Genomic DNA, 23,288 nt, shown 5'->3' on the forward strand with positions numbered 1-23,288 from the left:
CATCGGGGTGCCTGCGCCAAACTGGCGCCTCAAACGGGCGCCTTGCCATTAAATCTAATGGTGATTTGTTTTCTGTCAACAAAGATCGAAAAATCGATCTATCTCTCTCAGGAATCTGGGCTATATCGCGGTGTGTCACGCGACTGTCGGCGCGTATCGCAGCGTTTCGGAAGCCGTTAGGTTCGAATCGGAGGAATCGACCGCCTCAGGTCGTCACGGCCAGCATCCTGGCCTGGAAGGCACGTCGCGATACCAGCGCGATCGGCAGGATGATCAACACCATCGCCAGTTCGACGATCACGATACCGAAGCCGAGCGAGCGGTCGCCGAGATTCAGCCGGTCGCTGATCGCGCCGACCACCGGCGGGCCGAGGCCGAGGCCGGCGAGCGTATAGACCATCATGTTGAACGAAGCGGCGATGCCCCGGAATCGATCGGGGGTGAGCATCTGTATGCCGACATAGAGCGCCGGCAGCACGAAGGTGGATTCGAAGACGAATAGGCAGAACAGCCCGGTCGCGACCGGCAGGCTCGGCGCAAAGGCGGTGCCGGCGGCGAAGACCAGCGCAAAGACCGATCCCAGCCCCATCACCACCAAGGGCGCGCCGGCGATGCTCCGGGCGCGGAGCCGGTCGAGCGCATAGCCGCCGCTGAAGGTGCCGAGCGGCCCGGCGAGAAGCCCGACCACCCCGATCAGCTTGCCCGCCTCCGCCGGGCTCAACCCATGCATGCGGACGAACAGGCTCGATGAGAAGCTCGTCACCGAATAGCCCGTGACCGCCGTCATCGCGCCGACGATCAGGAAGGGCAGATAGCTGCGCAGATTGGCCAGGATGAAGGCAAAACCCTCGCGCAGCGCCCCCATGGACGCGCCCGCCGGCCGCACACGTGGCGGTTCGCGCAACCACAGCAGCAGGATCAGCACCGGCACGGCGGCAAGACCGGCGGCGATGAAAATCCCCTGCCAGGGTTCGAAATGCGCGCCGCCCGGGAACGTCACGCCACCGCCCGCGACCAGCGCCGAGAGCAGCGCGCCCCCGCCGAGAAAGGTGAAGCCGAGTCCGAAATTGGCACCCATGCCGAAGATCGCGGTGCCGCGCGCCAGGTTGGCCGGCGCGAAATAGGCGGTGAGCAGCGACATGCCCGCCGGCACCAGGCACGCCTCGCCCATGCCGACCAGGAACCGCGTCGCGAACAGAGTCTCGAACGAGGTGGCGAAGGCGGCGGCGATCGTCGCCAGGCTCCACAGGCTGATCCCGACCATGATCAGGTTGCGCCGGCTGGTCGCATCGGCGACCGCGCCGAGCGGCACCGCGAAGCCGCAATAGAGCAAGGCGAAGCCAGTGCCCTGGAGCAGGCCGAGCTGCAGGTCGCTCAGATGCATGGTGGCGCGGAGCGGCTCGGCGACCAGCACCATCACGAACCGGTCGATGATCGCGACGGTGTGCGCGAAGCACAGGACCGCCGCCACATACCATTTATACGCGCCCGTCTCGTGATCGGCGACGGTGCGCAGCGCGGCGCCCCCGGCGGCCGGCGCGATGCTCGCAGCCATGGTCAGCGCGCCTCGGGCTTGAGGGCGCCCATGTCGAAATAGTCGCGCCACTGGACGATGCGCCCGTCCGCCACCTCGAACGCGCCCATTACGGGCACGGTAATCCGATCCTCCCCGCGCACGAAGCGGTCGACCCGCTCGGTCAGCACGACATTGCCCTTGGTCGCGATATGGATGACCGCCCAGTCGCAGGCATCGACCGGCCAGGCGTCGAGATGCGCCTTGACCGCCGCGCGACCGCGCACCGGCTTCAGCGGCATATTGTGGTAGAAGATGTCCTCCGCCATCAGCGCGTGGATACGATCCTGATCGAGCGCGTTCCACGCCACGACAAAGGCCAGCACGGTTTCCTCGGCACCCATTCCGCTCTCCCAATCGGCGCTGCCGGCGCTTGTTTTCCTAACAGCGATTGGTATAACTAGACCCGAAAAACGCGCGGTCAAGCGCCGACGAAAACAGGAGAGCGTATTGGCGCCACCATCGGCCGAAGCCCTTCAGGAATTGCTCGACAAGCAGGCCGTCAGCGAGGTGCTGCTCGGCTATTGCCGCGCGATCGACCGTCGCGATGCGGACCTGATGCGCCGGGTCTATTGGCCCGACGCGATCGACGACCACGCCGTGTTCAAGGGCGATGTCGAGGCCTTTATCGCGTACAGCTTTCCCTTCATGGAAGGCGTGATGTCGGCGCACAGCATCACCAATATCTGGGTCGACATCACCGGGCCCGACAGCGCTTTTTCCGAATGCTATTTCCAGGGCTTCCACGATTTCCCCGCCGATGGCGGCGGGCGCCTCGAGCGCGTGGTCGGCGGCCGCTATCTCGATCGCCACGAGCGGCGCGGCGGGGAATGGCGCATCATCGCGCGGACGCTGGCGATCGACTGGTACAATGAACGGCCGGGCAATTCGGTGTGGGACAGCGGACGCTATGCCGGACTGGAGAATCGCGGGGGGCCGAAACCCCAGGATCCGCTCTACCGGCTGCATCCCAAGGGGACGGCACTCTGAACCCTTTCCCCTCTCCCACAAGGGGTGAGGGGAATTACCGTACATGCACCTCGCTCGGTGCCAGCGCCCGCTCCGGGCTGTTGATCGGGCATTCCCGGGTGACCATGTCATAAGCGAAAATCAGTTTGGTCCACCCGCTCAGGATCGTCGCGACGAAGCCAAGCTCCAGGATTTGCGCATCCGAGAAGAACGCGGACAGCCGTGCATAGAGCTCCGGCGTCAGCGCGCCGTCACCCTTCGAAATCGCGAACACCTCACCCAGCGCGAGCACCGCCTGCTCCTGGGCCGAGAAGAGCGGACTTTCCGCATCACCCATCGCATCGATCTGGGCCTGGCTATAGCCCGCCGCCAGTGCCGCCGGCACGTTATGCGCGTTGCAGACGAAGCAGCCATTGGTCAGCGACAGCTTCAGCCGGATCAATTCCTTCCACTTCGTCTCGACGACCATGTCGCCCTGACCGTTCTGGAAGATCGAACCGTAAAAGTTGCTCTGATACCAGCGATAGAGCGCCGGGTGGTTGCCGAAGATCTCGAGCCGGTCGCCGTCCCCGGCCACCGCGATGCTCGATTCGTACAGGCGCCGCAGGTCCTCCGGCAGTTGATCGACAGGTATGCGGCTCAGCAGGCTGTTCGGCATCGGGCATCCTCCCTTATCGTTCGGGCAGGCTATGCCGGCCTTGCGAATCATTCAAGCGATGTATGATTATACGCAGAAGACTCCACGCTCTTTCGAAAGTTTCGGCACCGGTGCGCAAATGAGCGATTGCCAATGAGGCGTGACCGGGTTTATCAATCACCGTAAGTCTGGAAACCCCAGACACTGCGCAGCAGCGGGAAAGCCCGCGGGGAGAGGTCATGAGCGGTCAGAGCGCAACCCGGAAACTTGACGAGGTCGAGGACGTCAACTTCGCCGATCCCGCTTTCCTCGCCGATCCCTGGACGCCGTTGATTCGCCTTCAGGAAGAAGCGCCGATCTTCTACAGCAAGAACCAGGGCGGCTGGATCATCTCGCGCTACGACGATGTCCGCGCTGCCTTTGCCGATCGTCGGCTGTCCGCCTCGCGCGTCGAGCAGCTGTTCCGCGGCATGCCGCCCGAACTGCAGGAGCAGCTCAAGGCAGTGCGGCTCTACACCAGCCTGCTCGTCAATCGCCTTGACGGCCGCGACCTGACCCGCGTCCGCGTCCTCATGCTGAAGGCCTTCGACCGCGGCGCGATCGCCAAGGTCGAAGGCTTCATCAACGAAGTGGTCGACGAGATCCTCGACGAATGCGAACGGCTCGGTGAGTTCGATTTCTCGTCCGTGGTCGGCGCCGTGCTGCCCACCCGCGTGATGCGCCGGCTGTTCGATCTTCCGGAGGAATATCAGCCCCTGCTGTTCAAGCTCGCCTCGGATTTCACTGCCGCCAGCGCCGCCGCGACCGTGACCCCCGAATTGCTGCTCCAGCTCGACCAGTCGATCCGGACGATGAACGACGTCTTCAATACCTTCATCCCGGAGCGCGAGAAGAACCCCGGCGACGATCTCATCTCCGGCATGGTCCATGCCCGCGACGGCCTGAACAAGCTGACCAATGACGAAATGCTTGCCCAATTGCACGGCATGGTCGTGGCGGGCGCCGAGACGACCGCCCACACGCTGGCGACCCAGCTGGTCCGGATCGTCGACAACCCCGCCTTGCTGCAGCGGTTGCGCGACGACCCGTCCTGCGCATTCAACATGACGACCGAATTGCTGCGTTATCCCGGCACGGTGAAGTGCATGACCCGCTATGCCGCCGAAGATATCGAGATGCGCGGCCAAACCATCGCCAAAGGCGACCTGCTGTGGATCATGCACGCGGGCGCGAACATCGACTCGCGCATGTTCGACGATCCCTTCGTCACCGATATCGATCGGCCCAACCAGCGCGATTTCATGTCGTTCGGCCCGGGCCTGCATTTCTGCGTCGGCCACATGCTCGCGCGCACCGAACTGGTGGCATTCTTCACCCGTGCCTTTGCCCGCTTCGACGTCGAGATCCTGCAGGACGAATTCGAGATGGTGCCGAGCTACATCTTCTACGGCTACAAGAGCCTGCGCGTCCGCTTCACGCCGCGCTGACCGCATGGGACGGCTGGACGGCAAGGTCGCGCTGGTGACGGGCGGCCTGCGCGGCATCGGCCGCGCGATCGTCAACCGGTTCGTCGAGGAGGGCGCGCACGTGATGGTCGCCGATCTCGACGAGCAGGGCGACGACCTGGAGGAATCGCCCGGCGAGCGCGTCCTCTACCACCGGCTCGACGTGACCCGCGACGCCGACTGGATCGCGGCGCTTACAATGCTCGAGGCCCGCTTCGGCAGGCTCGCGATATTGGTCAACAATGCCGGCACCAGCCGCACCGGCTCGATCGCCCACGCGACCGAGGCCGACTGGCGGTTCGTGATGGACACCAATGCGCTCAGCGCCTTTCTCGGCTGCCGCCACGCTGTGCGGTTGATGGCGGAGTCGGGCGGCGCGATCGTCAACATCGCCTCGGCGCGCGGCCAGCGGCCCGGATCGACTCAGGCGGCCTATTCTGCCTCCAAGGCGGCTGTGCTCAACTTGACCGAAAGCACCGCGCTCTATTGCGGCGAGAATCGTTTGCCGATCCGCTGCAACGCGATCTGCCCCGGCGTGATCGACACGCCGCTGATGCGCGCGCATGCCGCGAATTCGGGCAACGATGCGCTGTTCGAGGCGATGGCGAAGATGCAGGTGACGGGGCGTTTGGGCGAGCCGCGCGAGGTTGCGGATGCAGCGTTGTTCCTGGCGTCGGACGAAGCGAGTTTCGTGACGGGAGCGATCCTGAATGTAGATGGGGGATTCCGCATTCGGGATCGGTGAGGTCTACCTCCCCTCTCCTTTCAGGAGAGGGGCAAGCTGCGCAGCTGCGCGGAGTGAGGTTGAGTGTGGTCACCCTCACCCTTCCCATCGCTTACGCGATGGGCCCCTTCCCTCTCCCAAAGGGAGAGGGAGAATCATTCTCCAGCACCTTTCGCAATCCCTCGATCGACGCCGCATAGAACGCGTCGATCCGCGCGCCGATCACTTCGGGCGGTACCGTGAAATCCGTCGCGTCCGATCGCCACAGTATCTCGGTTCGCTCTGCCCCGAGCGACCGCAGGATCACATTGCCGTGCACTGCCTGTGCCGGCAGCGAATGGGGCGGCAATATCTGGTAGCGCAGCATATGCCCCACCGGGTCGATCGCCTCGAGCCGCTCGCGCACGCTGTTGCCGTTGCGGACGACCGTCCGGATCGCGCCGACCCCCGTGCCCTCGACCGAACAGGCGCCGACGCCATCGGCCCAGTCCTCCAGCCCGCCGAAAGCGGCGATCCGTGCCCAGACCGTCTCGATCGGATGATCGAATTCGGCCGTCACGCGCGCATAGGTGATGGATGAACTTGTCATGCGTCTCGACTCCTGCGACAAGGTAAACCTAACAACGCTTTGTTAATGGCGTCAACCGGGAGCGGATATGGGGGGAAGGCGGCTCGACGGCAAAATCGTCCTGATCACCGGCGCGGGTGGCGGCCTCGGCCGCAGCTATGCCCGCTACATCGCCGGGCTCGGCGCGCATGTCGTCGTCAACGATCTCGGCGTGGCGATGGACGGCACCGGCCGCTCGCCGATCCCGGCCGAGGAAGCGGCGGCGGAGATCGTCGCCACCGGCGGCAGCGCGAGCGCGGACGCCTCCGACGCCACCTCGCCCGAGGAAAGCGTCGCTTTGGTCGCCCGCCTGATCGGCGACCATGGCCGGATCGATGCGCTGATCAACAATGCCGGGAATTTCCTGCCGCCCAAGGCCTTTGCCGAGACGACGCTCGACGAGTTCGAGCGCGTCTGGCGCAGCCATTGCGGCGGCACCTATAATCTTTGCCGTGCCGTGCTGCCGCATATGCAGGCGGCGGATGCCGGACGGATCGTCAATACCTGCTCGACCCAGGGGCTGTACGGCGCCGCGCCGAGCGCCGCCTATGCCTCGGCCAAGGCAGCGGTACAGGGCCTGACCCTGTCGATCGCCGCCGCGGTGCGCGGCAGCGGCGTCGCCGCCAATTGCCTGAGCCCCGGCGCCTTCACCCGCATGGTCGACGCGACCGAGCGGCCGCCCGACTATACCGCGGCGCTCCGCCGCAACCTCTCGCCCGATCTGGTGGCGCCGGTCGCGGCGTGGCTCTGCCATCCCGACTGCGCCGACAATGGCGCGATCGTCCAGGCGTTCGCCGGGTGGATCAGCTATGCGAGGATCGGCGATCTCGATGGCTTCTGGGATTTCGCGCCGAGCATCGATTCCGTCGCGGCCGGCCTCGCAACCTTGCCCGCCAACGGCCCCATCACCGGCGCCGCGGACACCGCGTCGCACGCCGCCGCCATCATCGCCCGGGCCGAAACCCGGCGTCCCCACTGCTAGGAGAGAGACCATGCAAACCTTCACGCCCGGCCTGCTCAAGGGCAAGACCATCTTCATCGCCGGCGGATCGAGCGGGATCAATCTCGGCATCGCGCACGGCCTGGCGGAGGCCGGCGCGCGCATCTCGATCATCAGCCGCAAGATCGAAAAGGTCGAGGCCGCGGTCGCCGAATTGAAGGCGGCCGGCGCCGAGGCGATGGGCGCCGCCGCCGATGTTCGCGACTATGCCGCGGTCGAACAGACCCTGCGCGCCACCCATGCCGCCTGGGGTGAGATCGATGCGGTCGTCTCCGGCGCGGCGGGCAATTTCCTCGCGCCCGTGATCGGCATGTCGGCCAACGCCTTCAAGACGGTGATCGACATCGACCTGCTCGGCACCTTCAACGTGTTGCGCGCATCCTATGAATTCCTGCGCAAGCCCGGCGCCTCGGTGATCTCGATCACCGCCGGCCAGGCGGTCAACGCGACCCTGTTCCAGAGCCATGCCTGCGCCGCCAAGGCGGGCATCAACATGCTCACCAAGGTGCTGGCGCTGGAATGGGGGCCGGCGGGCGTCCGGGTCAACGCGATCGCCCCCGGGCCGATCGCCGATACCGAAGGCATGGCACGGCTGACGCCCACGCCCGAAGCCGAGGCTGCGCTGAAGGCGGTGATCCCGCTGCGCGATTATGGCACCAAGCAGGACATCGCCGATCTGGCGATCTATCTGTGCAGCGATTCGGCCAAATACATCACCGGCGCGATCCTCGATTGCGACGGCGGTTCCTCGCTCGGACGCGGGCTCCAGCCCGCGAAAGGGTGAGCGCGGTGGGCGATGTGCGGGTAGAGACGGCCGATCGGGTGATGACGATCACCCTGGACCGTGCGGCCAAGAAGAACGCGATCACCGACGCGATGTACGGCGACATCGCCGCCGCGTTGACCCGCGCGGCGGACGATCCGGCCATCGGAGCGATACTGATCCGTGGCGAAGGCGCCGATTTCTGCGCCGGCAACGACATCTCGATGTTCGCTGCTTCCGCGTCCGGCGAATCCGACATCGCCAAGTCGAATGTCGGGCCGTTCCTCCGAGCGCTCAGCACCTGCCCCAAGCCGATCGTCGCCGCCGTCACCGGCCGCGCGATCGGTATCGGGGTGACGATGCTGCTCCACTGCGATCTCGTCTATGTCGCCGCGGATGCGCAACTCAGCACGCCGTTCATCGATCTCGGCCTCGTCCCCGAAGCCGCCTCGGCGCTGCTGATCCCGGCGCGGATCGGCCATGTCCGGTCGTTTGCCTTGTTCGCGCTCGGCGAGAAATTGAGCGGCGTCGAGGCCGCGACGCTCGGCATCGCCAACAAGGCGCTGGCGGCCGAGGAGGTCGGCGCGGCGGCGGCGGCGGCGGCGCGCGCGCTGGCTGCCAAACCCTTGTCGGCGGTTGTCGCCACCAAGAAACTGATGCGCGACGCTGACGCGATCGAAGCGGCCCTTGTGGCGGACAACGCGGCTTTCATCCGCCAGCTCACGACGCCCGAGGCGGCGGCCGCGTTCGCCGCCTTTGCCGCGCGCAAAGGACCGCCGGCTTGAGCACGCCGATCGACGTCGCCACCGAGAACATCCGCCTCCGCGGCGAGATACAGGGGCCGGGCTCGGTGCCGCTGGTGATGCTGCTGCACGGCGGCGGCCAGAGCCGCCACGCCTGGTCCGGCACGGTGCAGCGCCTGGTCGCGGATGGCTTTTCGGTCGGTACCTATGACGCACGCGGGCATGGCGACAGCGGCTGGGCGCCGGACAAGGACTATTCCATGCCCGCCCATGCCCGGGACCTGATCGCGGTGCTGCGTGCGCTTGGCCGGCCGGTGGCGCTGGTCGGCGCGTCGATGGGCGGGATCAGCGGCCTGATCGCCGCGAGTGTATTGCCCGATCTCGTCAGGGCGCTGGTGCTGGTCGATATCGTGCCGCGCTTTGCCCAGGGCGGAGTCGAGCGGGTACGCGCCTTCATGCAGGCGCATCCCGATGGCTTCACCACCGTCGAGGAGGCCGCTGCCGCCGTTCAGGCCTATAACCCCAACCGGCCGCCCTCGAAGACGCCAGACGGCCTGATGCGCTCGCTGCGCCAGGGTCCCGACGGCCGGCTACGCTGGCACTGGGACCCGGCGGTGGTCGGCAAGGCCCCCGGCCCCGAGCTGACCGAGTTGCTGAGCGAGAAGCTCGCCGCCCTGCCCGCGTCATTGCCGCTGATGCTGGTTTCCGGTGCGCAGAGCGACGTGGTCGATGCCGACTCGATCGAGGAATTCCGCCGCCAGGCGCCCCAGGCCGAACTCGTCGCGGTTTCGCGCGCCGGGCACATGGTGGCGGGCGACCGCAACGACGCTTTTGGCGAGGCGATCAGCGCGTTCCTGAAACGGACCGTGATTTCATCTCAGACGGCGGGCGCCGCGCCATAGGCCTTTTTCAGCGCCGCCCGGTCGATCTTCAGCGTCGCGTTGCGCGGCATCTCGTCGATCGTCGCGAAATGCCTGGGCAGCTTGAACCGCGCGATCCGCTCGGCGGCATGGGCCAGCAATCCGTCGAGCGTCACCACCGCACCCGGCATCGGCTCGATGATCGCCATGCCGACCTCGCCCCAGCGGTCGTCGGGCACCGCGATCACGGCGACCTCCTTCACGCCCGGCGCGCCGGACAGCGCCAGCTCGACCTCGGCTGGATAGATATTCTCGCCGCCCGACCGGTACACCTCGCGCAGCCGGTCGACGATGTAGAGCCGCCCCGCCTCGTCCTGCCGGCCGCAATCGCCGGTGCGGAACCAGTCGCCGGTGAAATAATCCTCGCGCGGGCGGTTCCAGTAACCCGGCGTGATCGCCGGCCCGCGCGTCCAGATCTCGCCCACCTCACCCTGCGCCACGTCGTTTCCGTCGGCATCGACCAGTCGCAACTCGGTGCCCGGCATCACGAAGCCCGAGCAATTCTTCGCCGCCAGCTCGCGCCCGCCGGAGAGCACCGAGACGTTCGGCCCCTGCTCGGTCGAGCCGTAGGAAAGCTGCAGGAAGAAGCCGCGATCCTGCCATTTCTGGTGCACCCACACCGTCTTCGGCCCCCAGCCGCCGAACAGAGCGGTGCGTAACGCGGGGAATACCGCTGCGTCGAACTGGGGCAGCGCAGTGATCATCTCGTACATCTGCAGCACACCGCAGAGATGGGTGATGCCCACCGCGGGATCGGTCAGCAGCCGCAAGGTGACGGCCGGATCGAAGCGCCGCGTCGTCGTCACCTGCCCGCCCCAATAAAGCATCGGGTTGGACATGGTGTTGAGCGCGCCGGCATGGAACAGCGGCACGATGTTGAGATGATGCCCGCCCTGCTCGGCCATGCGCGACACCTGCGCCTTGTTGAGCGCGTGATGCTTCAGCGTCCCCCAGCTGCACAATGCCCCCTTGGGCAAGCCGGTCGTGCCCGAGGTGTAGAGGATATGCGTGATCTCGTCCTCGTCATGCGCGGTGACAGGCAATGTCTCGGTCGCCGCCTCGATCATCGAGTCATACTCGCTGGCAGCAAGATCGTCGGACCACAGCACGCGTGGCCCGATGCCCACTGCATCGGCGACGGCATCGCCGGTCGTCCGCCACGCCTCGTCCTGGAAGATGATCTTCGGCTCCGCGTCCTTCGCCAGCGTCACCATCTCGGCCACCGCCAGCCGCCAGCTCATCGGCACCAGGATCAGCCCGGCGCGCATACAGGCGAATTGCAGCTCGAGGATGCGGATATCATTCTCCGCGATCATCGCCACCCGGTCGCGCGGGGCGAGTCCGAAGCGGTGCCGCAACAGCCAGGCCAACCGCCCCACCCGCCGGTCGAGATCGCCCCAGCTCTGGGTCACGCCGCGCTCGACGCTGGTCAGCGCCGGCGCCTCGGGCTGGCGCGCCGCGTGATAGGCCACCCAGTCATGGACCCAGGGCTTCATGCGCGCTCTCCGCTCTGCTTGATGAAGATTTCCTGCGCGACCGAGGCGATGAGATTGCCCGCCTGGTCGAAGAAGCGCCCGGTGGTGAAGCCGCGCCCGTCCGCCGCGCGCGACGATTCCTGGACATGGAGCAGCCAGCGGTCGACCCGTACCGGCATGTGCAGCCAGAAGGCGTGGTCGAGCGAGGCGCCGAACATTCCCCGCGCCGCGATCAAATCTTCCCACACGATCGGATGCTGCACCGTCACCGCATCGGCCATGGTCAGGTCGCTGGCATAGAGCAGCACACAGGCATGGAGCAGCGGATCGTCGGGCAGGTCCTCGTCGACGCGCATCCATACCCGGTGGCGACCGTCGCCCAGGTCCTTGTCCCATGGGCGGTGATCGACATGGCGCAGGTCGATCGGCCAGGGCACCCCGGCATTCTTCGGCAGATCGCCGTCATGCAGCGCGATCAGCTCGACGTCGCGCGGCAGCACCGTTTCCGGCGCGGGCGCCTCGGGCATCGGCCATTGGTGGCTGATCCCCGACCCCGGTGTCGCAAACGAGAAGGTGGCGGTGATGATCGCCTGCCCCTCCTGTTCCGCGCGCACCTGCCGCACCGAGAAGGAGCGCGTGTCGCGTAGCCGGCCGACGACATAGGTGACCGGCCGCGCCGGATCGCCGAGCCGCAGGAAATAGCAATGCGCCGAATTGACCTGCCGCTCGGGTTCCACCGTCCGCGCGGCGGCCATCAGCGCTTCGGCCAGGCTCTGTCCGCCATAGACCCGGTCGAACGCACCGGCAGCCGGTTCGATCACGAACCGGTCCTCGCCCGCCGCCGCGATCCGCCCCATCCGATCGATCAGCCGGCGCAGCATCGCGACTCGATCTTTGGCTGCGCGGTCGCGAAGCTCCTGCGTGATCTCGGTCAACCCATCCCCTCCGGCATTCTTTCGCGAAACGCTATCATCGCCGGATTCAATAATCAAACGATGTAAGGTAGCCAAGCCGGGCCTGGCGCGATAATCAGGACAGAATTCCAGGCGAGGACATGATGGACGCAATCACCGAGACTCACTTGCCCGCCGACGCCGCGACCCTGGCCCGGCTGGTCCGCGCGCGGCACAGTTGCCGCGGCTATCGGCGGGACCAGGTCCCGCGCACGACGATCGAGACGATGCTGCGGATCGCCCAGGGCACCGCCTCCTGGTGCAATTCCCAGCCCTGGCAGGCGATCGTGACCGAGGGCGAGGCGACTGAGCGCTTCCGCGACGCGCTCTACGCGCACGCGACCGGCAATCGCTGGGAGGATCAGAAGACCCGCCCCGAACAGCCCGACTTCGCCTTCCCCGCGCGCTATGTCGGCATCTACAAGGAACGCCAGCGCGAGACGGGCTGGGCGCTCTACAACAGCGTCGGCGTCACGCACGGCGACCGTGTCGGGTCGGGCAAGCAGATGCTCGAGAATTTCCGCCTGTTCGGCGCCCCGCATGTGATGATCGTCACCACCGAGGAGGATCTCGGCACCTATGGCGCGATCGACTGCGGCGCCTATGTCGCCAATGTCATGCTCGCCGCGCAGAGCCTCGGCATCGCCACCATCGCCCAGGCGGCGCTGGCCGGCGTCTCCGATTTCATTCGCGGCCATTTCGACATTCCGGCACATCGGAAAATCGTCTGTGGCATCTCGTTCGGCTATGCCGATCCAGACCATCCGGCCAATGGCTTCCGCACGACGCGCGCCGGCCTGGATCAGGTGGTGACGTTCGAGAGCTGAACCGTCACCCAGCGAACCGGGCCGCCCCGCGCCCGGCAATCCGCCCGAAGATCAACGCGTTGCTGATATAATTTCCACCTCCGACGTACCGCTCCCCAAGCACCCCGCCCGCCGTCTCCCCGGCTGCGTAGAGCCCCGCGATCGGCCGCGCGTCCGCCCCGAGCACCCGCGCGTCGGGATCGATCCGTACCCCGGCCGAGGTCGCGCCGAAACTCGCCGCATGCACCTCGGCGGCATAGAAGGGCCCGGTCTCGATCGTGCTCAGCGCGCCTTGTTTGAAGAACTGGCGATCGCCCCCGGCCCGCACATCGTCATTGTAGCGCGCGACCGCACCGGCCAGCCCAACCGGGTCGATCCCTGCCTTTGCCGCCAGTCCCTCCAGCGTCTCTGCCACCAGCACCCTGCCTCTCGCCGCTTCCTCGGCGAGCCGGTCGCCGGAATAAGCGAAATCGCCCACCCCGAGCTTGTCGGCGAAAGGGTGCCGCGAGGGCGAAGCGGCGCGCGTCGGCTCGTCGAAGATCGCGAAGCACAGCCGGTCCGGCTGTTCCTCGATCCGGTGGCCGGCGATGCAATAGGGCCAGGTTTCGTCCATGAAACGCTGGCCGTGGCGGTTGACGAACACCAGCCAGGGCGGATGGAAATCGGCCACATCGCGCGAAAAGCCGGGCGACGCATTCACCAGCAGCCGGTTCCGCCCGACCACCGTCGCACCGATGTCGCGCGCCATGCGGATGCCGTCGCCGCGGCTGGTCTCCGACCCGAAATAGAAGGACCAGCGTTCGTCCTGCTCGGCGATATCCGGGTTGAATTCCATGAGCAGGTCGCGATTGGCGCCATAGCCGCCCGTCGCCAGTACCACCGCGCCGGCGCGCATCTCCGCGCCCTGCGCCACGATCCCGGCGACCCGGCCATACTCGACCAGCAGCGAGTCGACCCGGACGTTGCAATGGATCGCCGCGCCTCGCGCGGCAGCCGCGCCGTGCAGATGCTCGAACAGCGCGGCGCCCGATCCACGGGTGTGGTGCCCGCGCGGCACGTCCTCGACGCCGGAGATGTAGAGCCCCGCGACCGGCATCTCGACGCCGAGCCCGAGCAACCATTCGAGCGTCGGCGCCGATTCCTCGCAGAAGCGCCGGATCAGCCAGGGCTCCAGGTTCCAGCGGTTGAAGGTCATGTAATAGCGGTACATCCGCTCGACATCGTCGGCGACGCCGGCCGCGCGCTGCACGCTGCTGCCGGCCGCATAGAACACCCCGCCCGACAGCGCGGTCGAACCACCAGGCCGCTTGCCCGCCTCAAGCACCGTCACCGACGCGCCGCTGCCGGCTGCCTCGATCGCGGCTGCCATGCCCGCACCGCCGGCACCGACGATCAGCACGTCGCAGTCGCGCACCGAAGCCTCCTATTGCCCGGAAATCAGCAGTCGCCCCGGATGTTCCAGCAGGTCGACGATCGTCGCCAGGAATCGAGCCGCGCCCGCCCCGTCGATCGCCCGGTGATCGCAGGCGAGGCTCAACGTCACCTCCTGCACTGCCAGGGGAGCGCCGCCGGGGCCGGGCCGGAACACCGCCTGGGGGGCGCCGACGCCGAGCATGAAGCTCTGGTCCGGGTCGATGATAGGCGTGAGCGAGCGTACCGCGAACATGCCGACATTGGAGATGCCGATCGCCGCCTCGCCCGCATCGCCCGAGCCGATCCTGCCCTGCCGTGCCCGCTCGATCGCACCGTCCAGCGCATCGGCGAACGCGTAAATGCCGCCCGTCACCGGCACCACCGGCGCCATCACCCCGCCCGGCGTATCGACGGCGATCCCGATCGCGATCCGCGACAGACGTTCGGCGTGATTGCCGCGCCACACGACATTTGCCTCGGGCACCAGCACCAGCGCGCGGGCAACGGCGATTGCAAGGAAAGCGGTGACGCTCAGTTTGCGCGACGCTTGCGGATCGGTGTTGAGATCGCCGCGGAGCGCATTCAGCGCGTCGAACCGCGCATCGGCGGTGACGTAGAAATGCGGGATCTCCGCCTTGCTGCGCGAGACGCGTGCCGCGATTAGCGGGCGCAGGTCGCGGCCCATCGCGGGCGTCGCCCGGGCAGGTGCCGCACGGCGCGCATCGATCGCCGCCTGCACGTCGCGCGCCTGGATACGACCGCGCGCACCCGTCCCGGTGACCGATGCGATCTCGATGCCGTCGAGCTTCGCCAGCCGCCGCGCGAAGGGTGTCGATCGGATGCGCTCAACGCCGTTGGACGACAGTGCGATCGGTGTGGGCCGGTCGACCTGCACCGGTGTCGCCTCATCCGGCACAACCAGCGGCGGCGCACCGACAGTGCCGGGCCCGGTCCACATCGCCAGGGGCGTGCCGACAACGACGGTATCGCCGGCCTCGACCAGCAGCGAAACGATCCGCCCCGGTGCCGGTGCTTCGATCTCGTTGCTGATCTTGTCGGTCTCGACCACGAACAGCACTTGGCCGGCGGCGACCTCATCGCCCGGCGCGACCAGCCATTCGGCGATCAGCCCTTCGGACATGGTCAACCCGAGCTTGGGCATGACGATCGCGGTGGCGGAGCCCTCAGTCATAGGTCGCGCGCACTGCGTCGACGATCTGCGCCGCGCCAGGCATATATTCGACCTCGAGCGTCCGCCCGAACGGCACCGGCATGAAGGCACCGCCCACCCGCACGATCGGCCCGTCAAGCTCGTCGAACCCGATCTGCGCCATCCGTGCGGCGATCTCCGCGCCCACGCCGAACGCCTCGACCGCCTCGTGCGCCACGACCAGCCGGTGCGTGCGCGACAGCGATTCGAGCACCGTCGCCTCGTCCCAGGGCTGCACCGTGCGCAGGTCGATCACCTCGGCCTGGATCCCCTCGCCCGCCAACGTCTCCGCCGCGGCCAGCGCCTTGTGGACCATCGCGCCATAGCTGACGATCGTCACGTCGGTGCCACTCCGCGCGATCCGCGCCTTGCCCAGCCGCACCGGCTCGGGCGCCTCGGACAGCTCGCCCTTCATCGGATAGAGCGCCTTGTTCTCGACGAAGATTACCGGGTTGGGATCATCGATCGCGCTCCGCAGCAGTGCATAGGCATCGTCTAGCGTCGCCGGAACCACCACCTTCAACCCCGGGATATGCGCGAACCACGCTTCCAGGCATTGCGAATGTTGCGGCCCGGCATTGAGCCCGCCGCCATGCTGGGTGCGCACCACCATCGGCACCGCGCCCTGCCCGCCGAACATGAAATGAAGCTTGGCGGCCTGGTTGACGACGGCGTCCATCGTCAGCGTCATGAAATCCATGAACATGATCTCGATCACCGGGCGATAGCCGCCCAGCGCGAGGCCCACTGCCATGCCGGCAATGGCGTTCTCGGCGATCGGCATGTCGATCACCCGGTCAGGCCCATATTTGTCGAGCAGCCCGCGCGTCACCGCGAAGGTGCCGCCGGCATTCGCGATATCCTCGCCGAGCAGCAGAACGCTGGGGTCCAGCGCCATCGCATCGTCGAGCGCGCGGTTGATCGCATGCGCGAAACGGGCCTCGCTCATCGCGCCGCCCCCATCGCATAGACTTCGGCTTGTGCGGCGCTCAGCGACTCCTCGGTGCTCAGCCGGGCCGCCTCGACCGCTCGCTGGACCTCTGCCCGGATCGACTCCTCGATCTCCCCCAGATCGGCGACGGCGACGCCGCGTGCCTCGAGCGCCGACCGCGCGATGGCCAGCGGATCGACCGGCGGCGCGGCATCGCTGCGATAGCGTTGCGAATCGCCCTCATAATGGCCGCGAATCCGGGTCGTGGAGCATTCGAGCACCACGGGCCCGCGCTCGCGCCGGATGCGGGCGACAAGATCGGCCGCCAGATCGGCGACCTTTTCCACGTCGGACCCGTCGATCCCGAAATAGGGAATGCCATACGCCGCCGCGAGCTTCTCCAGCGTGAAGATCACCTGGGTCGAGGTCGGGCTGAATTCCGACCAGCCGTTATTCTCGCACACGAACAGCATCGGAATGGTCTTGAGCTGGGCGATGTTGAGGCATTCGTGGATGATGCCCTCTGCCAGCGCGCCATCGCCGAAGAAGGATACTGCGAGCCCATCGCCGCCGCGCAGCTTCTGCGCGAGCCCCGAGCCAAGCGCGATCGCTATGCCCCCGCCGACGATGCCGTTCGCCCCCAGCATGCCGACCGAGAGATCGGCGACATGCATCGATCCGCCGCGCCCCTTGCAGGCGCCGTCGGCCTTGCCCATCAGCTCGCGGAAGAAGCCGTCCAGGCCGAGCCCCTTGGCCAGGGCATGGCCGTGCCCGCGATGAGTCGAGGCGATCGTATCGTCGGGGCGCAGCGAGGCCATCACACCGACGCTGACGCCCTCCTGCCCATCGCTCAGGTGAATGAAGCCGGGTATCTCGCCTGCGGCGAACAGCGCGCCGCAGCTCTTCTCCGCCTCGCGGATCAGCACCATCCGCCGGTACAGCTCGGTCAGCCCCGGGCCGCCCTCGTTGCGGCCAGGCGCCGACGCCTCGTCAGTCACAATGCCCACGCTTCCTCCCTGTGCCGCGACTTAAAGCCCCTTCCCTTCAGGGGAGGGGTTGGGGGTGGGGCCCATCCGCGAATACGGTGCTTGCGGAGTTTGCGGCGCTGCCCCACCCCAACCCCTCCCCTGAAGGGAAGGGGCTTAGAAGGTTCAGTCGACCGGCATCGGCGTCGGCGTGGCGCGATATTTCGGCACGGTGGAGCGCTCGAACGGCCCCTCGTAATCGGGCTCGGTCGCCGGCGAATTGTCGACCAGGATCTCCTCGGCATATTTGGTGTCGCTCGCGTCGATCGGCCGCGTGTCATAGGTCCATTCGACGAGATTGCCGTCCGGATCGAAGGTGTAGATCGACCGGATGAATTCATGGTCGGTCATCGACACATGATAGCCATTGTCGAGCCAGTTCTTCTTGCGCTGCTGGAGTTCCTCTTCGCCGCCCTTGCAGTTGAAGGCGAAGTGATTGACCCAGCGCGGCAGGCCGAGTCCGGTCGAGATCGCGCCGCGCCATTCATCGGGGTTGAGCTGAATGCCTTCGATCCCGCGCAGATCCCATAGCGCCATCGTCTGACCGTCGCCGATGTCGTAGAACATGTGCTTGGTCCAGCCGCCGCCCGGCGCCTGGCGCTTCACGCCTGCGACAAGCGGAAAGCCCATCACCTCGGTGTAGAAATGATGCGAGGTGTCGAAGTCCTTCGCCGCGATCGCAAAGTGGTGAACGCCCATCCCGATATCCTCTCGTTGCTGCATCAGCCGCGCGAACCGCGGCACCGTTCCGACTCATAACCTAACATCGACAGAATTGGTGAGCAACAGCCTTATCGAGGCGCTTTTACAGCGTGGGCGCCTATCGCCATGCGCCTCCGTCGTCGTCGACCAAGCGGTGATAACGAAAGCCTATTGCGATTCGAAACATACACTGTAAGAGAAGTTCAAACGCAGGTACGGGAGGGATGCATGGAAATCGCACTTATGTCGTTGGGCGACATCATGGACGATCCCGTGACGGGTCGCCGGTTTTCGGCGAGCGAGCGCTATCGGATGACGCTGGATGCGGCCGAGGTTGCCGACCGGACCGGCATCCAGGGCTATTATGTCGGCGAGCATCACGGCATCAACTACACCTTCTCGTCGCCCGCCGTGGTGCTGGCAGCGATCGCCGAGCGCACCACCCGGCTGCGCCTCGGCACCTCGGTGGCGCTCGCCGCCAATCTCGATCCGCTGCGGATGGTGGAGGATTACGCCACCGTCGACGTGATCTCGAACGGCCGGCTTGAGCTGGTCACCGGGCGCGGCAACTTCTTCGAGAAGACCTATGATCTGTTCGGCCAGTCGGCGGCCGATTCGCCCGCCCGCTTTGCCGAGGCGATGGAGCTGGCCTGCCTGTTATGGTCGGGCGAGCCGGTCCATTGGCAGGGGCAGTTCCGCCCGCCGATCACCGGCCAGCATCTCGAGCCAACCCCGATCCAGCGCGAACGCCCGCCCTTCTGGGTCGGCGGCGGCAGTTCGCCGACGACGGCGAAGCTCGCCGGCAGACTCGGCCTCAACCTGATGCTGCCCAGCGCCTTCGGCAAACCCGACAAGTTCGTCGCCGTCGCCGATATCTATCGCGAAGCGTTCGCCGAAGCCGGTCACAAGCATGTTCCTCGTGTCGGCGCCTGCTGGCATGGCTGGGTCGCCAAGACCGATGCGATCGCCCGCGAGCGCTATGAGCCGCGCTACGAAGGCTATCACGCCTTCAACCAGGCGATGATCAAGAGCGTGAACGACAACCCGCCCGCCTATCTCACCTCGACCTTCGATTACGAGTTCCTGTCGACCCAGGGACCGGCGATCGTCGGCGGGCCGGCCCGCTTCGCCGACCGGCTGATCGAATTGAGCAACCTGGTCGGCGCCGATGTCAATCTGATCAAGATGGACATGGGCGGCGTGCCGCGCGAAGAATATGTCGAAATGGTCGAGATATTGGGGAACGAGGTGGTACCGCAGCTCAACGCGCAGCCGCGGCCGGCACTGGCCGCGAACGCCTGACTATGGGTGAGGCCAGCCAGGCCGGCCGCGGCCCCCTCGCCGGGCTTCGCGTCCTCGACCTCAGCGGCCTCGGCCCCGCGCCCTTCGCGACCATGATGCTCGCCGATTTCGGCGCCAGCGTGCTGAGCGTCAGGCGGCCCGATCCGATGCCGTTCGATCCCGCGGTCGCCATGTCGCGCGGCAAGGAGGCGATCGGCCTCGACCTGCGCTCACCGGGCGGCCAGGAAACGGCGCGGCGGCTGGCCAGGTCGGCCGACATCCTGGTCGAAGGCTTCCGCCCCGGTGTCATGGAGCGGCTCGGTCTCGGCCCCGATATGCTGATCGCGGCCAATCCGGGGCTGATCTATGCGCGGCTGACCGGCTGGGGGCAGACCGGCCCCTATGCGACCCGCGCCGGGCACGACATCAACTATCTCGCCATCTCCGGCGCACTGGGCGTGACGGGGGAGGACAAGCCGACCGCGCCACCGGGCCTGCTCGGCGATCTCGCCAACGGCTCCTACACCTTGATGATTGGCGTGCTGATGGCGCTGGTCGAGCGCCAGCGCACCGGCAAGGGCCAGGTGGTCGACGCAGCGATCGTCGACGGCGCGTCCTATATGCTCGGCGCGATGTTCGGCGAGCTGGAACTGGGGCTGTGGGACGGTGACCCGGCGCATTCGATGCTCATCGGCAAGGCGCCTTTCTACGGCGTCTATCGTTGCGCCGACGACAAGTGGTTTTCGGTCGGCGCGATCGAGCAGAAATTCTACGCCGCGATGCTCGCCATCTTGGGGCTCGACGATGTCGACGCCTCGGCGCGGACGCAGATGGACCGGTCGTTGTGGCCGGCGCTGCGCGAGCGGGTGGCGGCGGCGTTCCGAACCAAATCTCAGGCCGAATGGACACCGTTGTTCGCCGCGATCGATTCCTGCGGCGCGCCGGTGCTGACGGTCGATGAGCTCGCTCACGATCCGCACAATGCCGCGCGCGCGACGGTAACGGTGGACGAACGCGGCGTGCTCACCGCCGCACCGGCGCCGCGCCTTTCGGGCCATCCCGAACTCGTCACCGCGATCAACCCGCGCACCGCGCGGCCGGCGGCGGAGATATTGGCCGAGGCGGGATTCGACGCGGCGGAGATCGACGGGCTGATCGCCGACAAGGTGGTCTGGTCGCTATAGATAGCGTCACGCCAGAAAGGCGGGCGGGTTGGAGAGGTTTACCGTGTCGCTCGATCACATCCTGAGTCCCATCACGATCAACGGGCTGGAGGTGAAGAACCGCATCGTCCGCGCCAGCCACGGTACGAGCTATGGCCGCGGCGTCGTCAGCGACGAGCTGATCGCCTATCATGAGGCGCGAGCGAAATCGGGGGTCGGGCTCAATATCCTCGAGGCGACGGTGGTCCATCGGTCCTCCGCCAACCATACGGTCGACGCGGTCGACGATTCGATCATTCCCGGTTTCGCGGCGCTGGCGAAATCGGGCGCGCAATACGGCATGCGGACCTTCGTCCAGCTCTGGCACGGCGGCCATCGCTGGGCGCCGGCGAGCGGGCAGGCGCCACTCTCCCCCTCCAACGTTCCCTGCCCGCTCGGCCTGGTCAACACGCCGTTCGCGATGACCCAGGACCAGATCGACGAGATCAGCCAGGCCTATGTCGATGCGGCGGTGCGTGTGCAGAAAAGCGGGCTCGACGGGGTCGAGCTGCATTTCGGCCATGGCTACCTGATCCACCAGTTCCTCTGTCCGCTGACCAACCGGCGTGAGGATGATTATGGCGGCAGCCTCGACAACCGCATGCGCTTCGGGCGCGACCTTCTCAAAGCGGTGCGCGACCGGCTCGGCTGGGACTATCCGGTCGGCATTCGCCTGTCCGATTACAATGCACCCGGTGGGCTGACTCCCGAAGAGGCCGGCGAAGTGGTCGCGCGGCTCTGCGCCGACAAGATGGTCGATTATGTCAGCGCCTCGATGGGCAGCCCCTACAGCATCTCGACCATGCTCGGCTGCATGGACCAGCCGGCGGGTTATATGCTCAGCTCGGCCGAGCCGATCGCGGCACGCGCCGATGTGCCGACGATGATCGCCGGCCGTTATCGCACGCTCGAAGAGGGCAACCAGGCGATCAAGGAAGGCCTGGGCGACATGGTCAGCTTCGTACGGCCGATGATCGCCGAGCCCGACCTGGTCGCCAAGACGCTGGCCGGCAATGCCGAACGCGTGCGGCCCTGCATCGCCTGCAACCAGGGCTGTGTCGGCGGCATCCGCACCGCGCAGCAGCGCATGGGCTGCACCGTCAATCCGGTGGTCGGGTACGAGCGCACTTTGTCCGAAGATCTGATCGTACCCGCCGCCAACCCGAAAAAAGTGGTGATCATCGGGGGCGGCCCGGCCGGCATGGAAGCAGCGCGGCTGGCGGCAACATGCGGGCATAAGGTGGTGCTGATCGAGGCGCAGCCGGCGCTGGGCGGCACGATCAACATCGCCAAGCGCGCACCCAAGTCGGCAACGATCGGCGACATCACCTATTGGCAGGAACAGGAGCTGTACCATCTCGGCGTCGACATCCGCCTGTCGACCTATGCCGAGGCGGACGATGTGCTGGCCGAGCAGCCCGACGTGGTGATCGTCGCGACCGGATCGCTGCCGCGGATGGACGGGCTGCAGGCGGCACGGCCTGAGGCGCCTGTGCCGGGTTTCGGCCAGCGGCATGTGCTCAGCTCGCACGAACTGCTGTTCCTGCCGCCGGAGAAGCTCGGCAAATCGGCGGTCGTGTTCGACGATGTCGGCCATTACGAAGGCATCGCCGCGGCCGAGCAGCTGATCGCGAACGGCGCGAAGGTGACTTTCGTCGCGCGGCACAGCTCGTTCGCGCCGCAGATCGAGGTGATCGTCCGCTCCAGTCCGGCGCTGCGCCGGCTGCGCCAGGGCGATTTCACCCTGGTGGTCGGCGGCCGGCTGGTGTCGATCGGCGCGGACACCTGCACGCTCGGCTATCTCGACGGCGACCAGACCTGGGACGTGCCGGCCGAGACGGTGGTGTTCATCTCGTACAATGAGGCGCAGAGCGACCTCTACCGCGCGCTCGGCGGCGGGACGCGGGCGCTGCGGCCGTACGAGCTTCATCTGATCGGCGACGCCAATGCCCCACGCGACCTGCTGATCGCGATCCGCGAGGGGCATTTCGCCGGCCGCATCCAGGAGACCAGTCATGCTTGACGGCAAGATCGCCATCGTCACCGGCGGCAGTTCCGGCATCGGTGCCGCGACCGCCGCCCTGTTCGCGAAGAACGGCGCGACCGCGATCGTCACCTCCGAACAGCCGCTAGCGGCGATCCAGCCGGTGGTCGACCGGATCGTCAGCGCGGGCGGCAAGGCGCATCCCGCGACGTGCGACATCACCGACCGCGCGGCGATCGCCGCGCTGATCGCCGGCGTCGAGCGCGACCATGGCCGGCTCGACATCCTGATCCAGAGCGCGGGCGTGTGCTTTTGGGGGCCGATCGAACAGATGAGCGCACAAAAGATCGACCTGATGTTCGGGGTGAACACGATCGGTCCGATCTCGATGATCCAGGCCGCCCTGCCCGTGATGCGGCGCAGCGGCGGCGGGTCGATCGTCAACATCTCCTCGGGCGCTGCGGTGCTCGGCGTCAACGAATTCGCCGTCTATGCCGCGACCAAGGCGGCGATCGCGCATTTCACGCGCACGCTGGCGCCCGAGCTTCGGCGATCGAACATCCGCTGCAACTCGATCGGCCCGGGCTCGGTCCGCACGCCGATGCTCGGCTTCGAGAGCGAGGAGCTGACGCCCGAGCAGCAGGAAGGCATGGTCCGCCGCGAGGCGCGATCGATCAGCCCCTATGGCAATGCGATGATGGAGCCCGACGATATCGCCCAAGTGGCGCTGTTCCTGTGCTCCGATGCGGCAAAGGCGCTGCAGGGGTCGTTCGTGCTGGCCGATCAGGGCATTTCCAGCGCGATGCTGCCCCCGGCGAGCTAGGCATTTGTGGATTGATCCACCGGCGCGTGTCGCGGGTCGATT

The 23,288-nt window shown here is 66.9% G+C and carries 23 protein-coding genes; 12 read left to right on the forward strand and 11 right to left on the reverse strand.

Going from position 1 to position 23,288, the window contains the following annotated elements; all coding sequences use genetic code 11:
- Positions 1 to 205: 205 nt before the first annotated feature.
- Positions 206 to 1,555 (reverse strand): MFS transporter, encoded by a 1,350-nt coding sequence (locus tag AC1RT8_RS18950; protein WP_493077431.1) that lies wholly within the window; start codon positions 1,553 to 1,555, stop codon positions 206 to 208.
- Between the two features lie 2 nt (positions 1,556 to 1,557).
- Complete coding sequence (locus AC1RT8_RS18955) at positions 1,558 to 1,917, reverse strand: limonene-1,2-epoxide hydrolase family protein (protein ID WP_493077433.1); 360 nt, start codon at positions 1,915 to 1,917, stop codon at positions 1,558 to 1,560.
- Between the two features lie 106 nt (positions 1,918 to 2,023).
- Here AC1RT8_RS18955 and AC1RT8_RS18960 point away from each other — a divergent pair, with 106 nt between their 5' ends.
- On the forward strand, positions 2,024 to 2,563 hold the full coding sequence (locus tag AC1RT8_RS18960) for a nuclear transport factor 2 family protein (protein ID WP_493077435.1): 540 nt from the start codon (positions 2,024 to 2,026) through the stop codon (positions 2,561 to 2,563).
- Positions 2,564 to 2,597: 34 nt separating this feature from the next.
- On the opposite strand, the gene AC1RT8_RS18965 is transcribed toward AC1RT8_RS18960, so the two are convergent.
- A complete protein-coding gene (locus AC1RT8_RS18965) occupies positions 2,598 to 3,200 on the reverse strand; it encodes a carboxymuconolactone decarboxylase family protein (RefSeq protein ID WP_493077437.1) in 603 nt (200 codons plus the stop codon).
- A gap of 218 nt (positions 3,201 to 3,418) precedes the next feature.
- Here AC1RT8_RS18965 and AC1RT8_RS18970 point away from each other — a divergent pair, with 218 nt between their 5' ends.
- Positions 3,419 to 4,666, forward strand: a complete 1,248-nt coding sequence (locus AC1RT8_RS18970) for a cytochrome P450 (RefSeq protein ID WP_493077439.1) — start codon at positions 3,419 to 3,421, stop codon at positions 4,664 to 4,666.
- A gap of 4 nt (positions 4,667 to 4,670) precedes the next feature.
- Positions 4,671 to 5,429: an SDR family NAD(P)-dependent oxidoreductase gene (locus tag AC1RT8_RS18975; protein WP_493077441.1), complete on the forward strand. Its 759-nt coding sequence runs from the start codon at positions 4,671 to 4,673 to the stop codon at positions 5,427 to 5,429.
- Between the two features lie 91 nt (positions 5,430 to 5,520).
- On the opposite strand, the gene AC1RT8_RS18980 is transcribed toward AC1RT8_RS18975, so the two are convergent.
- Positions 5,521 to 5,997 (reverse strand): SRPBCC family protein, encoded by a 477-nt coding sequence (locus tag AC1RT8_RS18980; RefSeq protein ID WP_493077443.1) that lies wholly within the window; start codon positions 5,995 to 5,997, stop codon positions 5,521 to 5,523.
- 67 nt (positions 5,998 to 6,064) lie between these two features.
- On the opposite strand from AC1RT8_RS18980, the gene AC1RT8_RS18985 reads away from it, so the two are divergent.
- Genes AC1RT8_RS18985 through AC1RT8_RS19000 form a run of 4 tightly spaced genes read left to right on the forward strand, consistent with a single transcriptional unit; the run spans position 6,065 to position 9,423 of the window.
- The gene (locus tag AC1RT8_RS18985; RefSeq protein ID WP_493077445.1) at positions 6,065 to 6,997 is read left to right on the forward strand and encodes an SDR family NAD(P)-dependent oxidoreductase; all 933 of its coding nucleotides are present in this window, start codon (positions 6,065 to 6,067) and stop codon (positions 6,995 to 6,997) included.
- A 10-nt stretch (positions 6,998 to 7,007) separates the two neighbouring features.
- On the forward strand, positions 7,008 to 7,799 hold the full coding sequence (locus AC1RT8_RS18990; RefSeq protein ID WP_493077447.1) for an SDR family oxidoreductase: 792 nt from the start codon (positions 7,008 to 7,010) through the stop codon (positions 7,797 to 7,799).
- Positions 7,796 to 8,563, forward strand: a complete 768-nt coding sequence (locus AC1RT8_RS18995) for an enoyl-CoA hydratase-related protein (RefSeq protein WP_493077448.1) — start codon at positions 7,796 to 7,798, stop codon at positions 8,561 to 8,563. Before AC1RT8_RS18990 ends, AC1RT8_RS18995 begins: the two co-directional genes overlap by 4 nt.
- Positions 8,560 to 9,423 carry an alpha/beta fold hydrolase gene (locus tag AC1RT8_RS19000; RefSeq protein WP_493077449.1) on the forward strand — a complete coding sequence of 288 codons (864 nt, stop codon included), beginning with the start codon at positions 8,560 to 8,562 and terminating at the stop codon, positions 9,421 to 9,423. The genes AC1RT8_RS18995 and AC1RT8_RS19000 overlap by 4 nt, the downstream gene beginning before the upstream one ends.
- Here AC1RT8_RS19000 and AC1RT8_RS19005 read toward each other — a convergent pair.
- Positions 9,399 to 10,937: a class I adenylate-forming enzyme family protein gene (locus AC1RT8_RS19005; RefSeq protein WP_493077451.1), complete on the reverse strand. Its 1,539-nt coding sequence runs from the start codon at positions 10,935 to 10,937 to the stop codon at positions 9,399 to 9,401. The genes AC1RT8_RS19000 and AC1RT8_RS19005 overlap by 25 nt on opposite strands.
- Entirely contained in the window at positions 10,934 to 11,851 is a 918-nt protein-coding gene (locus tag AC1RT8_RS19010) for an acyl-CoA thioesterase (RefSeq protein WP_493077453.1), read from the reverse strand. The genes AC1RT8_RS19005 and AC1RT8_RS19010 overlap by 4 nt, the downstream gene beginning before the upstream one ends.
- A 119-nt stretch (positions 11,852 to 11,970) precedes the next feature.
- Here AC1RT8_RS19010 and AC1RT8_RS19015 point away from each other — a divergent pair, with 119 nt between their 5' ends.
- Complete coding sequence (locus tag AC1RT8_RS19015; protein ID WP_493077455.1) at positions 11,971 to 12,696, forward strand: nitroreductase; 726 nt, start codon at positions 11,971 to 11,973, stop codon at positions 12,694 to 12,696.
- 4 nt (positions 12,697 to 12,700) lie between these two features.
- Here the strand turns inward: AC1RT8_RS19015 and AC1RT8_RS19020 are convergent, their stop codons facing one another.
- From AC1RT8_RS19020 to AC1RT8_RS19040, 5 genes are all read right to left on the reverse strand, one after another.
- A complete protein-coding gene (locus AC1RT8_RS19020) occupies positions 12,701 to 14,089 on the reverse strand; it encodes an FAD-dependent oxidoreductase (RefSeq protein ID WP_493077457.1) in 1,389 nt (462 codons plus the stop codon).
- 9 nt (positions 14,090 to 14,098) lie between these two features.
- Positions 14,099 to 15,280, reverse strand: coding sequence for a dihydrolipoamide acetyltransferase family protein (locus tag AC1RT8_RS19025; RefSeq protein WP_493077459.1), 1,182 nt, complete (start codon positions 15,278 to 15,280; stop codon positions 14,099 to 14,101).
- Positions 15,273 to 16,247 carry an alpha-ketoacid dehydrogenase subunit beta gene (locus AC1RT8_RS19030; protein ID WP_493077461.1) on the reverse strand — a complete coding sequence of 325 codons (975 nt, stop codon included), beginning with the start codon at positions 16,245 to 16,247 and terminating at the stop codon, positions 15,273 to 15,275. The genes AC1RT8_RS19025 and AC1RT8_RS19030 overlap by 8 nt, the downstream gene beginning before the upstream one ends.
- Complete coding sequence (locus AC1RT8_RS19035; RefSeq protein ID WP_493077463.1) at positions 16,244 to 17,236, reverse strand: thiamine pyrophosphate-dependent dehydrogenase E1 component subunit alpha; 993 nt, start codon at positions 17,234 to 17,236, stop codon at positions 16,244 to 16,246. The genes AC1RT8_RS19030 and AC1RT8_RS19035 overlap by 4 nt, the downstream gene beginning before the upstream one ends.
- Positions 17,237 to 17,380: 144 nt before the next feature.
- Positions 17,381 to 17,953 (reverse strand): VOC family protein, encoded by a 573-nt coding sequence (locus AC1RT8_RS19040; protein ID WP_493077465.1) that lies wholly within the window; start codon positions 17,951 to 17,953, stop codon positions 17,381 to 17,383.
- Positions 17,954 to 18,184: 231 nt separating this feature from the next.
- Between AC1RT8_RS19040 and AC1RT8_RS19045 the strand changes: the two genes are divergently transcribed.
- The 4 genes from AC1RT8_RS19045 to AC1RT8_RS19060 are packed head-to-tail and all read left to right on the forward strand — an operon-like array spanning position 18,185 to position 23,246.
- Positions 18,185 to 19,258 carry an LLM class flavin-dependent oxidoreductase gene (locus AC1RT8_RS19045; protein WP_493077467.1) on the forward strand — a complete coding sequence of 358 codons (1,074 nt, stop codon included), beginning with the start codon at positions 18,185 to 18,187 and terminating at the stop codon, positions 19,256 to 19,258.
- A gap of 2 nt (positions 19,259 to 19,260) precedes the next feature.
- Positions 19,261 to 20,421: a CaiB/BaiF CoA transferase family protein gene (locus tag AC1RT8_RS19050; RefSeq protein WP_493077468.1), complete on the forward strand. Its 1,161-nt coding sequence runs from the start codon at positions 19,261 to 19,263 to the stop codon at positions 20,419 to 20,421.
- A 28-nt stretch (positions 20,422 to 20,449) separates the two neighbouring features.
- The gene (locus AC1RT8_RS19055) at positions 20,450 to 22,462 is read left to right on the forward strand and encodes an FAD-dependent oxidoreductase (RefSeq protein WP_493077469.1); all 2,013 of its coding nucleotides are present in this window, start codon (positions 20,450 to 20,452) and stop codon (positions 22,460 to 22,462) included.
- The gene (locus tag AC1RT8_RS19060; protein ID WP_493077471.1) at positions 22,455 to 23,246 is read left to right on the forward strand and encodes an SDR family NAD(P)-dependent oxidoreductase; all 792 of its coding nucleotides are present in this window, start codon (positions 22,455 to 22,457) and stop codon (positions 23,244 to 23,246) included. The genes AC1RT8_RS19055 and AC1RT8_RS19060 overlap by 8 nt, the downstream gene beginning before the upstream one ends.
- Positions 23,247 to 23,288: the final 42 nt, after the last annotated feature.

The organism is Sphingomonas sp. GW821-FHT10F11, from assembly GCF_058809095.1.

Coding starts and splice junctions, on each gene's coding strand:
- AC1RT8_RS18950 (WP_493077431.1), bottom strand. CDS start 1,555: ATGGCTGCGAGCATCGCGCCGGCCGCCGGGGGCGCCGCGCTGCGCACC.
- AC1RT8_RS18955 (WP_493077433.1), bottom strand. CDS start 1,917: ATGGGTGCCGAGGAAACCGTGCTGGCCTTTGTCGTGGCGTGGAACGCG.
- AC1RT8_RS18965 (WP_493077437.1), bottom strand. CDS start 3,200: ATGCCGAACAGCCTGCTGAGCCGCATACCTGTCGATCAACTGCCGGAG.
- AC1RT8_RS18970 (WP_493077439.1), top strand. CDS start 3,419: ATGAGCGGTCAGAGCGCAACCCGGAAACTTGACGAGGTCGAGGACGTC.
- AC1RT8_RS18975 (WP_493077441.1), top strand. CDS start 4,671: ATGGGACGGCTGGACGGCAAGGTCGCGCTGGTGACGGGCGGCCTGCGC.
- AC1RT8_RS18980 (WP_493077443.1), bottom strand. CDS start 5,997: ATGACAAGTTCATCCATCACCTATGCGCGCGTGACGGCCGAATTCGAT.
- AC1RT8_RS18985 (WP_493077445.1), top strand. CDS start 6,065: ATGGGGGGAAGGCGGCTCGACGGCAAAATCGTCCTGATCACCGGCGCG.
- AC1RT8_RS18990 (WP_493077447.1), top strand. CDS start 7,008: ATGCAAACCTTCACGCCCGGCCTGCTCAAGGGCAAGACCATCTTCATC.
- AC1RT8_RS19005 (WP_493077451.1), bottom strand. CDS start 10,937: ATGAAGCCCTGGGTCCATGACTGGGTGGCCTATCACGCGGCGCGCCAG.
- AC1RT8_RS19015 (WP_493077455.1), top strand. CDS start 11,971: ATGATGGACGCAATCACCGAGACTCACTTGCCCGCCGACGCCGCGACC.
- AC1RT8_RS19025 (WP_493077459.1), bottom strand. CDS start 15,280: ATGACTGAGGGCTCCGCCACCGCGATCGTCATGCCCAAGCTCGGGTTG.
- AC1RT8_RS19030 (WP_493077461.1), bottom strand. CDS start 16,247: ATGAGCGAGGCCCGTTTCGCGCATGCGATCAACCGCGCGCTCGACGAT.
- AC1RT8_RS19040 (WP_493077465.1), bottom strand. CDS start 17,953: ATGGGCGTTCACCACTTTGCGATCGCGGCGAAGGACTTCGACACCTCG.
- AC1RT8_RS19045 (WP_493077467.1), top strand. CDS start 18,185: ATGGAAATCGCACTTATGTCGTTGGGCGACATCATGGACGATCCCGTG.
- AC1RT8_RS19050 (WP_493077468.1), top strand. CDS start 19,261: ATGGGTGAGGCCAGCCAGGCCGGCCGCGGCCCCCTCGCCGGGCTTCGC.
- AC1RT8_RS19060 (WP_493077471.1), top strand. CDS start 22,455: ATGCTTGACGGCAAGATCGCCATCGTCACCGGCGGCAGTTCCGGCATC.